General features: G+C 50.7%; 11 protein-coding genes, 1 pseudogene and 1 riboswitch. Of the genes and pseudogenes, 2 read left to right on the top strand and 10 right to left on the bottom strand.

Annotated elements, in window-relative coordinates:
* The 10 genes and pseudogenes from ACLTD4_RS20625 to ACLTD4_RS20580 all read right to left on the bottom strand — a co-directional run.
* Positions 1-1,058, bottom strand: a pseudogene (locus tag ACLTD4_RS20625) (GGDEF domain-containing protein); the annotation flags it as partial.
* A 182-nt stretch (positions 1,059-1,240) separates the two neighbouring features.
* A riboswitch (cyclic di-GMP riboswitch) is annotated at positions 1,241-1,313 on the bottom strand.
* Positions 1,314-1,357: 44 nt separating this feature from the next.
* Positions 1,358-2,383, bottom strand: a complete 1,026-nt coding sequence (locus ACLTD4_RS20620) for a sugar kinase (RefSeq protein WP_055655752.1) — start codon at positions 2,381-2,383, stop codon at positions 1,358-1,360.
* A gap of 80 nt (positions 2,384-2,463) precedes the next feature.
* Positions 2,464-3,495, bottom strand: coding sequence for a sugar kinase (locus ACLTD4_RS20615; protein WP_002600109.1), 1,032 nt, complete (start codon positions 3,493-3,495; stop codon positions 2,464-2,466).
* 87 nt (positions 3,496-3,582) lie between these two features.
* The gene (locus ACLTD4_RS20610) at positions 3,583-4,233 is read right to left on the bottom strand and encodes a bifunctional 2-keto-4-hydroxyglutarate aldolase/2-keto-3-deoxy-6-phosphogluconate aldolase (protein ID WP_002600110.1); all 651 of its coding nucleotides are present in this window, start codon (positions 4,231-4,233) and stop codon (positions 3,583-3,585) included.
* A gap of 103 nt (positions 4,234-4,336) precedes the next feature.
* Positions 4,337-5,098: an IclR family transcriptional regulator gene (locus tag ACLTD4_RS20605; protein ID WP_002600111.1), complete on the bottom strand. Its 762-nt coding sequence runs from the start codon at positions 5,096-5,098 to the stop codon at positions 4,337-4,339.
* 443 nt (positions 5,099-5,541) lie between these two features.
* Positions 5,542-6,342 carry a carbohydrate ABC transporter permease gene (locus ACLTD4_RS20600; RefSeq protein WP_002600112.1) on the bottom strand — a complete coding sequence of 267 codons (801 nt, stop codon included), beginning with the start codon at positions 6,340-6,342 and terminating at the stop codon, positions 5,542-5,544.
* A complete protein-coding gene (locus ACLTD4_RS20595) occupies positions 6,335-7,216 on the bottom strand; it encodes a carbohydrate ABC transporter permease (RefSeq protein WP_117623708.1) in 882 nt (293 codons plus the stop codon). The genes ACLTD4_RS20600 and ACLTD4_RS20595 overlap by 8 nt, the downstream gene beginning before the upstream one ends.
* A gap of 19 nt (positions 7,217-7,235) precedes the next feature.
* Positions 7,236-8,576, bottom strand: coding sequence for an ABC transporter substrate-binding protein (locus ACLTD4_RS20590; protein WP_117634971.1), 1,341 nt, complete (start codon positions 8,574-8,576; stop codon positions 7,236-7,238).
* Positions 8,577-8,708: 132 nt separating this feature from the next.
* A complete protein-coding gene (locus ACLTD4_RS20585) occupies positions 8,709-10,478 on the bottom strand; it encodes a sensor histidine kinase (protein WP_117634761.1) in 1,770 nt (589 codons plus the stop codon).
* Positions 10,475-11,941 carry a response regulator gene (locus ACLTD4_RS20580; RefSeq protein WP_412331525.1) on the bottom strand — a complete coding sequence of 489 codons (1,467 nt, stop codon included), beginning with the start codon at positions 11,939-11,941 and terminating at the stop codon, positions 10,475-10,477. Before ACLTD4_RS20580 ends, ACLTD4_RS20585 begins: the two co-directional genes overlap by 4 nt.
* Before the next feature lie 290 nt (positions 11,942-12,231).
* Here ACLTD4_RS20580 and ACLTD4_RS20575 point away from each other — a divergent pair, with 290 nt between their 5' ends.
* Both ACLTD4_RS20575 and uxaC read left to right on the top strand, forming a co-directional pair.
* A complete protein-coding gene (locus ACLTD4_RS20575; protein WP_117623706.1) occupies positions 12,232-13,233 on the top strand; it encodes a LacI family DNA-binding transcriptional regulator in 1,002 nt (333 codons plus the stop codon).
* Positions 13,234-13,362: 129 nt separating this feature from the next.
* Positions 13,363-14,760, top strand: coding sequence for a glucuronate isomerase (uxaC, locus tag ACLTD4_RS20570; protein ID WP_412331524.1), 1,398 nt, complete (start codon positions 13,363-13,365; stop codon positions 14,758-14,760).
* Positions 14,761-14,813 lie beyond the last annotated feature (53 nt).

The raw sequence follows: 14,813 nt of genomic DNA, 5'->3' as shown, positions 1-14,813 counted from the left end.
TCCTTCGGCACATACTCGAACGTGGTGCCGGTGGAATGAAGAAGCGCCAGTTCCAGCTTTTTCTTCTCCAGCTCCAGGGCCTCCTTCGAGTCCAGGATGATATTTCTCGCCTTTCTGGACCAGAGAATGATGACCGCCAGCTGTGCCAGAAAAAGTACGAGCATCTTCAACGTAAGATATAAGGCTGTCTTTCCGATGTGCTCGCGGTACCAGTTGGAAACCGTATAGGGAACCACGGTGAGCACGTACCAGTCATTGATCTCGGCCGGCGCATAGTATACGATCCGCTTCTCATTCGCGGCCGTAAACAGGAAGACGCCCTTCTCCTTCCGCTCCATTTTCTTCTGCAGTTCGCTGACGGCTTCCACCCCCATATCCGTATCGCTGCGCAGAAAGCTGAAATAATCCCGGCCGCTGTACAGGCTGTCCGCATGGCTGGTCTGCATGATCACCGTTCCGTCCGACTTCAACACGTAGCTGTAGCTTCCGGAATTAAACCCGTTGGTGGTTACCATGTCCACCATCTGATCCACGATCATGATTCCGGCGATTCCGCCTTCCACAGTCTTTTCCCGCGTCACGGGCGCGTAAAAGGCGAAAACCTCCTGTCCGGTCACGCTGGATAGAAAGACATCCGTCATCCCGCTTTCCCCTCTGCAGATCCCCTCCACATAGCCTCCGACCGACTTGGGAAGAGCCTCGTGTCCAACGGTGTAAAGGCCTCCATCCGCTGAAACCAGCCGGATATTGGCGAATCCGCACTTCTCCTTCAGCTGCTCATAGACTCTCTGACGGGCTTCCTCCGTCAGTTCCGGAGTCTCCGACAGGAAATCCGCCGTATAACGCACTTCCTCAAACACCCTGGTCAGTTCCGTCTTTACCGCAGTCTGGGACTGGTCGTTGACATCCGCAAGGTGTTCTGTCGTCATGTTGGTCATAAGATGATCGACACGTATCGAAAAATCATACAGGAACAGATAGATAAACGCCAGAACGAGTATGACAAGCAGGATTACCGTTCTCACATGATTCCGGCTGAAGCTGTTTTCCTTTTTCATATTTTTCCTCCTTGTTTCCTACAGGTCGCCATTTACGAATCAAGCAGCAGAAATATGTCAGGGATGGCCCCTTAAAAAACGATCTATGAGAGAACTTAATTGTTGCCGGCAGCGTTTCTTTTATACACGAAAAAGGGCTTCAGTCAGATTAATCTGGCTGAAGCCCCAACATATCGTAAGGTTTTAGCAGCTGGCTGCCCATACGGCCCTTTAGCTTTGCGTCGCTGCCTTTCGACAGTTTTGCCATTACTAATATAATAGATTCAGAACCCCGTCTTGTCAACCATAATTTTCCAGTTTTACCGGCTCATTTCGCTCTGCGGGCCTTTCTGGTTGTGCTCACGGATAATCATGTTCATTTCCTCTAAATCCGAGGTCGGCAGGTCGCCGGGGATGGTATTTTTCAGGGCGCTGGCCGCGTTGCCGTAACGCACCGCCTTCATGCAGTCGCCGCCGCTGCTCAACAGTCCGTATAAAGCGCCCGCGATATAGGCGTCCCCGCTTCCGATCCGGTCCACCACGTCTATATTGCGGTAGGGCTCTTCCTCGTAATACTCATCTCTGGCCGCGTCGTAAATCACGGAGCCGAAGGTATGGCTCTTCGGGCTGTGCACCACTCTCTGGGTGGATGCCACGATGGAGATCGGGTACTCCTCTGTAAAACTCTTCATCATCTCCCTGGCCGTTCCCGTCTTCTGAAAGGTCAGCCGGGCGGTGTCTTCCGAACAGAAGAATATATCCACATAGGGGAGAATCTGCTCGATGCACTCTCTCGCTTCCTCTCCCGTCCATAGATTCCCGCGGAAATTCACATCGAAGGAAATGATGGTGCCGGTGGATTTAAACCTGCGGATCATGTCAATGGCAGTCTTTCTCGTGTTTTCACAGAGAGCCAGGGTGATTCCCGTCGTGTGGAAACAGGTCGCCGCACGGTACATGTCCTCCGGGAACGAGTCCACGCTGATGCTGTAGAAGGAGCTGTTCTTTCTGTCGTAAATAACCTTCGGTTTTCTGGGATGGGCGCCGTATTCATAGTAATAGAGGCCCAGTCTCGCATCGGAGCTGTGGTCATAGACAAAGAAATCATCGCTGATTCCGTAGGAACGCACTTTATTTTTCACGAAATTGCCCATGTCATGGGATGGAAGCTGGGTCACCACGCCGGTGTGAAGTCCTAAAAGGGCTGCGCCGACTGCGACGTTTAACTCTGCTCCGCCCACCTGCTTCTGAAATGAATCACCGCGCACCAGGCGCTCCACTCCGGCCGGAGATAAACGCAGCAGCAGTTCGCCTAAACTTAACAAATCAAATGGTCTGTCACTCATGATCGATCTTCCTCGCTTCTAAAAAGGGGCCATTCTGCAAAAGCTTATAAAAGCTGATTAGAATGACCCCGCTGTCTTAATTATCTCTGTACACGTCCTGAGCCGTCTCCGCCTGCAAGGCTTTCAACGTCTTCTCTTGTAACCAGGTTGAAGTCGCCAGGAATGGTGTGCTTTAATGCTGAAGCAGCTACCGCATACTCCAGTGCACTCTTATAATCCTTGCCGTCAACCATGCCGCAGATCACGCCGGCTGCAAAGGAGTCGCCGCCGCCTACACGGTCTACGATTGGTGTGATGTGGTACTTTCTGGAGTGATAGAACTCACGTGTTGCGCCGTCCATGATGCAGGCTGACCAGCCGTTATCGGAAGCGGAATGGCTCTCACGTAAGGAGCTGATAACATACTTGAAGCCGAACTTGTCGATCATCTGATTGAAGATGTCAACATAGCCCTGTAACTCCAGCTCGCCGGAGGTTACGTCGGTGTTGCCCGGCTTGAAGCCGAGAACCTTTTCTGCATCCTCTTCGTTGCCGATGCATACGTCAACGTACTGCATTAAATTTGTCATGACCTTCTGAGCCTTCTCGGAAGACCATAATTTCTTACGGAAGTTCAAGTCTACGGAAACAGTAACTCCGTGAGCCTTGGCAGCCTTGCAGGCCGCTTCTGTCAGTTCAGCCGCAGAATCGCTGACTGCCGGTGTAATTCCTGTGAAATGGAACCAGTCAGCGCCCTCGAAGATCTCATCAAAATTGAAATCAGCCTCGGTTGCTGTGGAAATAGAAGAATGAGCTCTGTCATAAACAACCGTAGACGCTCTCATGGCGGAACCGGTCTCTAAGAAGTAGATCCCCAGTCTCTCGCCGCATCTTGCGATGTGCTTTGTGCATACGTTATACTTTCTCAGTGCCGCTACTGCGCATTCACCGATCGGGTTCTTCGGAACTGCTGTCACAAACTCTGCGTCATGGCCGTAATTAGCCAGGGAAACTGCTACGTTTGCCTCGCCGCCGCCGTAATTTACGTCAAATTCATCTGCCTGGATAAACTTCTCATTGTTCGGGGTAGATAATCTTAACATGATTTCGCCCATTGTTACTACTTTTGCCATTATTTAATCTCCTTTTTCAATCCATTTTCTGATTTGATGCCAGTGCTGTGCATGGCGTATTTACGCCGGGAGGCACCAGGTATTGTCTTAAGCGCGTGCTGCCGCAACTGCCTTTACAAATTCCTGAGCCTTTGCTGTAACTGCCGCGAAGTCGCCTGTCTTGGCGCCCTTTGTCAGGCTGCTGCCGGTTCCTACTGCGTAAGCGCCTGCCTTGATCCACTTGTCCACGTTGTCCACGTCAACACCGCCGGACGGCATGAATTCGCCCTGAGGAAGCGGGCCCTTGAAGGAGCTGATGGCTGCCGGTCCCATGATGTTGCCCGGGAAGATCTTGATAACGTCACAGCCGCACTCTAATGCGGTGATCGCCTCGGTTGGTGTCATAACACCCGGAAGCATCGGAACTCTGTAGCGGTTGCACATTCTGATGGTATCTGCGTTTAAGCCAGGGCTTACAACGTAGTTGGCGCCTGCCAGAATAACGGCTCTTGCTGTCTCCGGATCGAGTACAGTACCTGCGCCGATAACAACGTCTTTGTTATCTCTATATTTTTCAGCCATCTTTGCGATGAATTCAACCGGGTTGCCCTCATCCATGGTCATGGTAATCTCAATAAAGTTAATGCCGCCTGCGATGATGGCGTCAACCACTTTCTCGCCCTGCTCCAGATCCTTTGCACGAACAACGGCTACCAGGCAGTCTTCTTTCATCTTTGCTAAAACCTGTTCTTTTTTCATGATTGCTCTCTCCTTCTTATTCGCATATACGAATGTCTTTCATAATTGCGATTCTTATACTTGAATATTAATCGTTTCTCTTCATTTTGTCAACAGGTAATCTTTATATTTTTCCAAGAAACCCTAACAGTCTTGAAACCTCCTGTCCTTTTGCCGCGACAAGGGCTCCCAGCGCCTCGTAATCCTCGGTCGGCTTGTATAAGCTGGACACGCTGATCGCTCCCAGACAGGAACCATCCCGGTCGAACACAGGGGCACCCACACACTGCATGTGCTCTTCCATCTCCCGCGCATCGAACGCGTACCCGCGCTCCCGAACCTTCTCCAGCTCCTTCAAAAGCGATTCTCTTCCCAGTATCGTCCGATCCGTATGCCTGACAAATTTAATCCTGTTTATCACCTGCTCTCTCGTCTCCTCGTCACTGTATGCAAGAATGACCTTTCCCAGCGAGGTGCAGTACATGGGATTCTTCGAGCCGACCGTCGCCGTGGTAATGATCGGGTTTTCCGGCTCAAACTTGCATATGTAGACAACGTGGTGGTCGGAAGGGATTCCGAAAAACACGGTCTTGCCCACTTCCTTTGAAAATGCCTTGAGCACCGGTTCAATCGTGCTGATAAAATCCAGATTATTCGTATAGTTAATTCCAATGCGGTAGGCCATCAGCCCGATGGTATAGCTCTGCTTCTGCCCCCTGGCCACATTGACCATCCCCATCTCGGCCAGCGTCGTCACAATATCGTAGGCGCTCGTCTTCGGGAGCTTCAGCTTCTCGCAGAGATCATCGAGCGTCGCTCCCTCCGGTGTTCTGGAAATCATCTTTAAAATTTCCACGGTTCTCTGTGTCGTTCTGTTCAGTTTCATGTTATGCCTCCGTTCTTACTCCTCTAGTATACCTCCCCGGGCCTTTAAAAGGCAATATGAAATGCTCTCCTACGAAGTATTTGTAAGTATTTACAAAAATATAACACGTTTCTATGCAAAATGTCAAAATGATTATGCTACGCCCAAATGCTTGTGGGTCTATCTCCTAGCTCCCGAGGTACACAGCCCCGCGCCATTGCGTCAGGCCCAGGCTGCGGGCGGATCGGGGTGGGACCGCTATGGTTATTCCAGTGTGCCGGCATCTGGATACGAATCATAAGAAAGTCCGAGCCTGGCGAACGCGCCCGTATTTGGCGTGTACGACAGGTTCGGACTTTCTTATGGTGAGTAGGAAGCAAGACGGACACGGAATAACCATAGCGGTCCCGCCCCGATCCGCCCGCAGCCTGGGCCTGACGCAATGGTGCGGGGCGTACCCCCCATCACTTAACGGAGCCCAGCATTCCTTCTACGAAGCTCTTCTGCATGATAAAGAAAATCGCTGCGGTTGGGAAGGTTGCCGTTACGATGGCTACCATGATCATTCCGAAGTCCGGTGTGTAAGCGGAGTTCATGGCGGATATGATCAGGGGCAGGGTCATCTTGTCGTCGGTCTGAAGGGCAACCAGCGGCCATAAGTAGCTGTTCCAGATATTCATAAAGGTGATAATGGTGGCCGCCGCGAAGGTCGAACGCATGACCGGGCAGTAAATGAGGAAAAAGGACTTCATTTCTCCCAGTCCGTCTACCCTGGCAGCCTGGAGGATTTCCTTCGAGAAGGACTTCGTGTTCTGACGGAAGAAAAAGATCAGGAACGCGGTCGCCATGGACGGCAGTATGACAGATAAAAATGTGTTAAGCAGTCCCCATTTTGCAAACATGCGGTAGCGGGGTATGAGGAGCGTTGCCATGGGTACCATCATGGACATCAGAAGGAGCGCCATGACCTTATCCTTGATCCGGCTCTTATAAATCTCAAATCCATATCCGGCCATGGCGGCTACCAGAACCGTCAGAACCGTGGCGATTACCGTAATGATCATGGAATTCTTGATGCCCGTCACAATATTCGTCGTAGTAAACAGCGTGTGAATGTTTGTAAACAACTGGTTCCCCAGCATCATCCTGCCGCTTGTGATATCGACGGAGGCATTGGTCGCACTGATGATCATCCACAGAAACGGGAATATGGACAGAAAAGACGCAATGCATAAGAATACGTATTTTGCTGTTTTTTTAATCATTTTTCTTACCTCCCGTCACCTTAAACTGGATTGCTGTGAGAACGACAATCATCAGGAGAATCGCATAGGAAACCGCAGATGCGTATCCGAAGTCGGGCGTGTATTTAAAGCAGAGATTGTAGATGTACTGTGACATCGTAATCGTCGCGTTGCCCGGTCCTCCCTGGGTTAAGTTTACTACCTCGTCAAACAGCTGGAGTGTTCCGCTGATCGACGTGATGCTGGTAAACAGAATAATCGGCTTTAACAGCGGCGCCGTAATGGAAAAGAACTTCTGGACCACATTGGCTCCGTCGATCTCCGCAGCCTCGTAAATCTCGGGATCGATATTCTGAATCGCGGATAAAAAGAAGATCATGTTGTATCCGGTCCAGCGCCAGGTGATTGCGATAATGATCGTAATCTTCCCCCAGAAGGCGTCCGTCAGCCAGTGGATCGGCGACTGGATCACATGAAGTGTCATCAGCATCTGATTGATAAAACCGCTGTCGGAGAAAAGGCTCTTAAAGAGGACCGCATAGGCTACCAGAGAGGTAACGCACGGAAGAAAGATCGCAATGCGGAAGAAGCTGCGGCATTTCAGTTTCTTATCGTTTAAGAGCACTGCGTACAGCATGGCCAGAAAAAGCATGACCGGCACCTGGACAATCAGGTAGAGAAATGTATTTTTTACTGAGGACAGAAATATGGGATCGACCAGAAGCCGTTTATAGTTAGCCAGCCCACAGAAATGGAGATTCATCCCCATTCCTGTCTGAAATGAATTGGCTAACGCTCCTATCATGGGATAAAAGCAGAATATCACTATAATCAGCGTGCCGAAACCAATGAATAACCATCCCTTTATAACGCTGGATATTTTCTTACTATTCATTGTTTTCCTCCCAAAGGTCTTACCGGGCCTGTGCTTCCGCCTGAACCTGCATGCTCTTCATGGCGGTGTCGATGTCCTCGCCCTGCAGAATTTTCTGAATTTCCGCCATCACGATATCCTGGAACGCATAGGTATAGGTACCATAGTTTACATTCGGAATTTCTTTTGTAATGGAGGCAATTTCCTGGTAAATCTTCTGGTTGCCGAAGAACGGAATTTCTTTATTATAGACCTCGCTCTCCTGAGACGGTAAATACGTTCCTACGATTCCCTTCTCATCCAGCAGGCGGTTGTAAAGCTCTTTGTTCTCGCCGAAGGTGGTTTTTAAGAAGTCGAGGGCAATATCGGAATTTTCAACGCCGTTTAAGATGTACCAGCTGCCGCCGCCTAAGTTGGAAGCGTTGGTCGCATTCGGTGTGCTGTCCAGCCTCGGGATCTTCGCAACTCTCCATAAGCCGTCCTGGCCCTCCCCTTTCATAATAGAAGGTGTAAACCAGCAGCCCTTCAGCTGAAATGCCACTTCGCCTTTGTTCACGCCTTCCAGAAGGCCCGCCCAGCCGCTGTACGTTCTGACCAGATCGTCATCGGTGATGGTCTTGATGATCTGCAGGCATTCCCTGAGCGCAGCGTTGTTCTCCATGTCTGGAGTCGTTCCATCCTCTTTCGTGAACCAGGTACCGGCCGACTGCATGGTCAGCTTCATTAACTCGATGTCGCTCGGGTCCATGGAGATCATCTTCTTCCCCGTGGCCTCTTTGATCTTTTTGCCCATCTCGATAAACTTGGACCAGGTTAAATCCTGCATGTCTTCCTCGGTATATCCCGCCTGCTCGATCATGTCCTTACGATAGTAGAGGACGGCGGCTCCATTGTCCCACGGAATGCCGTAGGATTTCCCCTCCAGCGTCATCGGTCCCTTTTTATATGCGGCAAAATTGTCGTAATTAATCTCGGAAGTCAGATCCATAAATGCTCCCGGATACGATTTTAAGAAGGACTGAATCCGGTAATCCTCGATGGGAACCGCATTCGGAAGGCCCTTTAAGGAGCCTGATCCCAGGCCGGTGTTCAGCTTCTGTACCACATCATTCTGGCCGACCTCCACGATATTGATCTCCACATCCGGATGGTCCGTCTCGTAGATTTCCTTCGCCATCTCCAGCGCGGCTATATTGAATTCTTTATCCCACGCCCAGAAGGTCACCGTCTTTTTGTCCCCCGAGGAGGTGCTGGAGGCTTCCTGTTTCGTCGTCTCCTCCCCGGCCTGCGTTCCCGCATTGTCAACCGGTGCCTTGCTCCCACAAGCAGTCAGGCTGGCAGCCAGGGCTACTGCTGCCGCAAACAAATACATTTTTTTCATCTCTGTCTTCTCCTTTTCTATATGATGCCTTTATTTTATCGTTATATCTCACAAAAATATCGTATTTTATTTGGAATAGTACAGCATCATGTAATTAAATCCATGCGAAGGCAAACGAAAAAACGTACTTTTTTATAATTTTGGTAATTTTTTCAGGTGATAAGGAAGTCTCAGGCTGACCGAAGTGCCGGTTCCGATCACACTGTGTATGGTCACGCCGTACTCCTCCCCGTAGATCAGCCGGAGCCTTTCATGGACATTGGGAATGCCGATTCCGGTCAGATGGCGTCTCCTGTCGCTGCTCAGCAGGTCCGCCGTCTCCTCCTGTGACATGCCGTCTCCCTCGTCGATAATTTCACAGATCAGGTCATCCCGCTGTTTCTTTGCAAAGATCCGGATCTTCCCTTCCTTCTTGTTCTGGAACGCATGGAAAAAGGCGTTCTCGATAAATGGCTGCAGAATCAGCTTGGGCACCATGCATTCCATTCCCTCCTCTGCCAGGAAATACTCCACCTCGATGCGGTCGCCGTACCGCACCTGGTTGATAAACACATACTGCCGGACCAGATCGATCTCCTCCCGCAGCGTAATCTCCTCCTCCATGTTTCCAATCGTCTTCTTTAAAATGGCGATCAGCGCATTGATAGTATCCGAGGCCTTCTCCGTATTGTTCTCCCAGGTGAGATACTTGATGGAGGCCAGAGTATTATACATAAAATGCGGGTTGATCTGCATCTGCAGCGCCTCAATCTCCAGACGCCGCCCCCGCTCCTGCTCCTCCATCAGCTGTTTGACGTAGCTGTCAATCTCATCCACCATCCGGTTGTAGACATCCGCCATCTGCCTCACCTCCGAGTTGCCTTTCACAGGGCTCACCTTTTCGAATCTGCGGTTTTTAAAGGTTTCCAGCTGCTGGATGAAGAAATTAAGGGGCGATACGATGCGGCGCATGATGAGGAATACCACGGCGATGGCTGTCCCTGTGATCAGAAAGCCAGTCACAAGGATATTACGGCGGATTCCCGCGTAGGATTTTAAGAGGGCCGCTTCCTCCACCGTGTTGACCATGTACATATCCAGCTCCGGTATGTATCCCGATATCACAATCTCCGGTTTATGGTTCTCCTTTACGGTCCGGTATGTATCTCCGTTCTCCCTCATCGAACGGACCAGCGAGAGCAGCTTCGTCTCCTCGCTTCCCAGACTGTCTTTTACATTACCCGACACGATCTGGCCGTCGGAAGACAGGATTACCATGCGGCTGCCCTCCGGAACGGCCTCGCTGAACATCTGATAGAACTCCTCCTCGGGAATCGTAATGTAGGCTGTGGCAAAGCTTTCGCTGGAGGACGGAAGAAACAGCCGCCGCGCTGCTATCACGCATTTCCTGTCCTTAAAATCATCGGTAATGCCATGGTCCTGAAACGTATACTGTAGCCGTCTGCTGGTCTCGCTGATCTTCAGGGAGCAGGGCATGTTCTCTATCTCTTCCACAGGAACCGAGATTCTCTCCCCTGTGAAAGAGAACGCGCTGCCCTGATTGCTGACCGCGACCAGGTTCTGAGCCGTGCCGGAAGGCACGGAATCGTGATAGACCTTCAGGATGTCGTACGTCTTAATAAATTTCTCCGTGCCGCAGGCGTCGGCGGCCAGAAAGTAATTCTTCAAGGCCGGTTTCGTCTCCAGCAGCCTTAAGAGCATTAAATAGGAGTTGTTGTTTTCTTCCACCTTTTTCTTGATGTTGTCCATCAGCTTGGCATTTAAAAAGGTGGACGACTGGATGAAAAGATTCTTCGTGATCCAGTCCGAACTGGCGATGGTGCAGAAATTGGTCAGGACAATGCTGCTCACCACTACCAGGGAAAGCTTAAAAAAGGTACCCCACCGAATCTGACTCTTCATAATTTTTCCTCCTGCCGCCTCGCCCGGTTCCGATATGTATGCGGAGAGTAGCCGGTCTGCTTTTTAAAGACCTTTCCAAAATAGCTCTGATCCGTATATCCGATTTCCTGCGCAATCTCCGACAGGGAAAGCTCTGAGGCGGTAAGCAGCTCTTTCGCCTTTTCCACCCGGACCGAGTTTAAGAATTCATTGATTCCCTGCCCCATGTGAGAGGAAAAGTACGAGGAGAGGTACGAATAATTCATGTTAAAATCCGCAGCCAGAGTCTTCAGCGTCACCGGTTCGCTGTAATGCCGGTACAAATACTCCGTGATCCTCAAATAAAGGCCGCTCCCCCTCGCCTCCTCCGTAATCTGCCCGATCTCCTGATAGATGGCGGCAATGGCTCCGATGAGTCCCTCCAGGCTGTCGGTGGTGCCGATGGCCGTCAGGAAGGACAGCTTGCGCTCTTCCAGCTGGGGCGGGCAGAATTCATTTTCATTCAGTTCAAAAATCGTGTTATAGAGCGTACTCTCCATCAGCTTCTTTACGGCCATCTCGCTGACAGCCATGCCCCGCAGAGAGCTTAAATACTCCACCAGCACGGCTCCCGCGGTTCCCGCCTTCTGCTGGCGCACCAGATCGCACACGGTCTTCTGGTCCAGGGCCGGAAGCTGCAAAATCCCGGTCTCTCTCAGATCGAGATAATCTTTCCTGCTGTCGAAAAACCGGTAGGAAAACAGCTCCGAGAGCTTCTGTGCCTCCGTCTCCAGCGAGACGCCCTTTCCATAGGGCGGGCTGATAATCATCTCAATGTTGCGCAGATAGGCGGTGCCCTGCCCGGTCATCGTGCGCAGCTTTTCGTCAAACATTTCCGGGTAAAAGCAGCCGATCGTGTAGATGTACACCTGGCTTTTTTTCAGCATAAAGCTGTCAAGATAGAACCGCCCGAACGCTTCCTTTATCATCTCCTCCATGTGCCCGATGGTAAGCTCCTGCTTGTTGGTCGCCCCCTGGAGGATCTTCCCTGGCTGTATGGCGATCAGATAATAGGTGGAGCAGGCGTCCCCCTGCTCCGGACACGCTTCCTCTCCGCCGCTGCTCCCGTGATCCTTGGTATGGATGACCCCCTTCTTTCTGCCTAAGAGGCGGAGCGCTCTAAGCAGATAGTCGGATTCCAGCTCCGGTTTCAGGATATAATCAAAAACACCGTATTTAAATGCACTTTTGACGTATTCAAAATCCTGATATCCGCTCAGAATGATGGTGGACACCTCCGGATACTTTAGATTTACGGCACGCAGAAGCTCCAGCCCGTTCATCCGAGGCATCATAATGTCACAGATCATCATGTGAGGCAGACTCTGTTCCAGAAACTCCAGCGCCTCCTCCCCGTTCGTCACTTCCCCGATGATCTCGAATTCATCGCTCTCCTGTTCGATGATGTAGCGCAGCGCCTTTCTGACCAGCAGCTCGTCCTCCACGATCAGAATTTTTCATTTATCACACTCGTATCCCATTTCCCGTATTCCTCCCTGTATTTTCCCATAATGATCACCCGCTTGTACTGCGCAGGAGTCACCGCGGCATTCAAACACCCGCTTTTTGCGGAAATATCCCTGCTTTCTAGTATAACTCCTGTAAGTATTTACAAACAACCACAGTTCTTGTACAGAATTTGTTAAAATTATATTCTGGGGATTGTAATATTTATCAGATGATTGTATAATAAAAGCAATATGTAAATACTTACATTTTCCAAGGAGGTGATGTTTTGAATATCTACGATGTTTCAGAACGGGCTAACGTTTCCATCGCTACCGTTTCCCGTGTCATCAATGGAAATCCCAATGTCAGTGAGAAGACGCGGAACCGGGTTTTGGCGGTGATGGATGAACTTGGCTACACGCCCAATGTCTTTGCCAGAAGCTTAGGGCTTAACACCATGCGCACCATCGGCATCATGTGCGCGGATTCCTCCGATCCCTGGCTGGCCGGCGCCATCTACTATCTGGAGCAGGAGCTGCGCCGCAGCGGATACGATTCCCTCCTCTGCTGCAGCGGCTACTTGCCGGAGACGAAAAAGAAGTATTTGGAGCTGCTGCTCTCCAAGCGGGTGGATGCCGTCATTCTGGCCGGTTCCCACTACGTGGAGGCCAGGCAGAAGGATAATGCCTATCTCATAGAGGCCTCAAAGGAGCTTCCCATCATGCTGGTCAACGGCTGTCTCGACGGCAAACAGATCTACAGCACGGTATGCGACGACCGGACCGCGGTCTATGAATCGGTCACCAGGCTGATCCGGTCCGGCCGTACTTCCGTCCTCTATCTGTACGCAGGCAGTTCCTACAGCAATCTGCAGAAGCTGGCAGGCTATCACGATGCCTGCGCGGCAGCCGGCTTGAATATCCGCGACGATCTGGTACGCATCTGTCCCAAGGATTTAGACGGCACGGAAGAACTCCTGCGTTCTCTCGCCTCCACCGGTTTGAAATTCGACGCGGTCTTCGCCGCCGAGGATATCATGGCGGTGGGCGCTGTCAAATATGCGAATAAGACCGGAATCAAAATTCCGGAAGAAATGAATATTATCGGGTATAATAACTCTATTCTGTCTCGCTGCACCGATCCGGAGCTGACAACCGTCGACAACAAGGTGGAATCGCTCTGCACCACTACGGTCACGACGCTGATGAAGGTCCTGGGCGGCGGAAACGTTCCGGTGAAAACCACCATCTCGGCAGAGCTGATCAAACGAGGCACTACTGATTTTTGAGATACTACTGATTTTTGAGGTACTACTGACTTTTCAGGCACTACTGATTTTAATGAATGCAACAAGATTTCCCCGCCTCTGCAGGTGATGGGATTCATTGTATAAAGAAGCAAAAAGGAGGATTTTATCATGAAACAGTTTATGGACAAAGATTTTTTACTGTCTACGGATGCGGCCAGGGACCTTTTCCACAACTATGCAGAAAAAATGCCTGTCGTGGATTACCACTGCCACATCAATCCGCAGGAAATTTACGAAGACCGTAAGTTTGACAACATCACTCAGGTATGGCTGGGAGGTGACCACTATAAGTGGCGTCAGATGCGTTCTAACGGCGTAGAAGAACAATACATCACCGGAGATGCTAACGACCGTGAGAAATTCCAAAAATGGGCGGAGACCCTGCCGAAGCTGATCGGCAACCCGCTGTACCACTGGAGCCATCTGGAGCTTCAGAGATATTTCGGCTTTACGGGATATTTAAACGGCGACACCGCAGAGGAAGTGTGGAACTTATGCAATGAAAAGCTCAGCCAGGATTCCATGAGCGTCCGCAATCTGATCCGTCAGTCCAACGTGACCCTGATCTGTACCACTGATGATCCGGCCGATTCGCTGGAATGGCATCAGAAGCTGGCCGCGAATGATTCCTTTGAAGTGAAGGTGCTTCCTGCCTGGAGACCGGACAAGGCCATGAACATTGAGAAAGTGGATTTTGCCGCTTACATGGCGAAGCTTTCAAAGGCCGCAGGCATCGAAATCACCGATTTTGATTCCTTAAAGCTGGCGCTTAAGAACCGTATGGAATTCTTCGCCTCCAGAGGATGCAGCGTATCTGACCACGCGCTGGAATACGTGATGTACGTTCCGGCCGACCCGGTTGAACTGGATACCATTTTCGCAAAAGGACTGGCCGGCGGACCGGTTACCCGCGAGGATGAATTAAAGTATAAAACCGCATTCATGCTCTTTGTGGCCAAAGAATACAACCGCATGGGCTGGGTCATGCAGCTTCACTATGGCTGCAAGCGCGACAATAACGCGATGATGTATGCAAACCTCGGACCGGACACCGGCTTCGACTGCATCAACAACTACGCTCCATCCGCTCAGATGGCCGATTTCTTAAACGCGCTCAGTGCAACAGACGAGATCCCGAAGACGATCATCTACTCCTTAAACCCGAATGACAACGCCTCCATCGGCACTATCATAGGATGCTTCCAGAGCCAGTTCCCGGGCAAAATCCAGCAGGGTTCCGCCTGGTGGTTCAACGACCACAAGACAGGCATGACCGAGCAGATGACTTCTTTAGCAAACTTAGGCTGCCTCGGCAACTTCATCGGCATGCTGACAGACTCCAGAAGCTTCTTATCCTACACGAGACATGAGTATTTCAGAAGAATTCTCTGCGAACTTGTGGGCGGCTGGGTAGAAAACGGAGAGTATCCGGACGATCAGAAGGCTTTGAAGGAGATTATCGAAGGAATTTCTTATAATAATACGGTGAAGATATTTCGGATTTGATTTATAAATTCATAGCCTGAAGATTAGGGCATATTTGAAAAAGGAAGCTTATG

The sequence above is a fragment of the Hungatella sp. genome (assembly GCF_046966825.1).
Note: the sequence above shows the minus strand (reverse complement) of the source record. Positions and strands in the feature narration are given on the sequence as shown.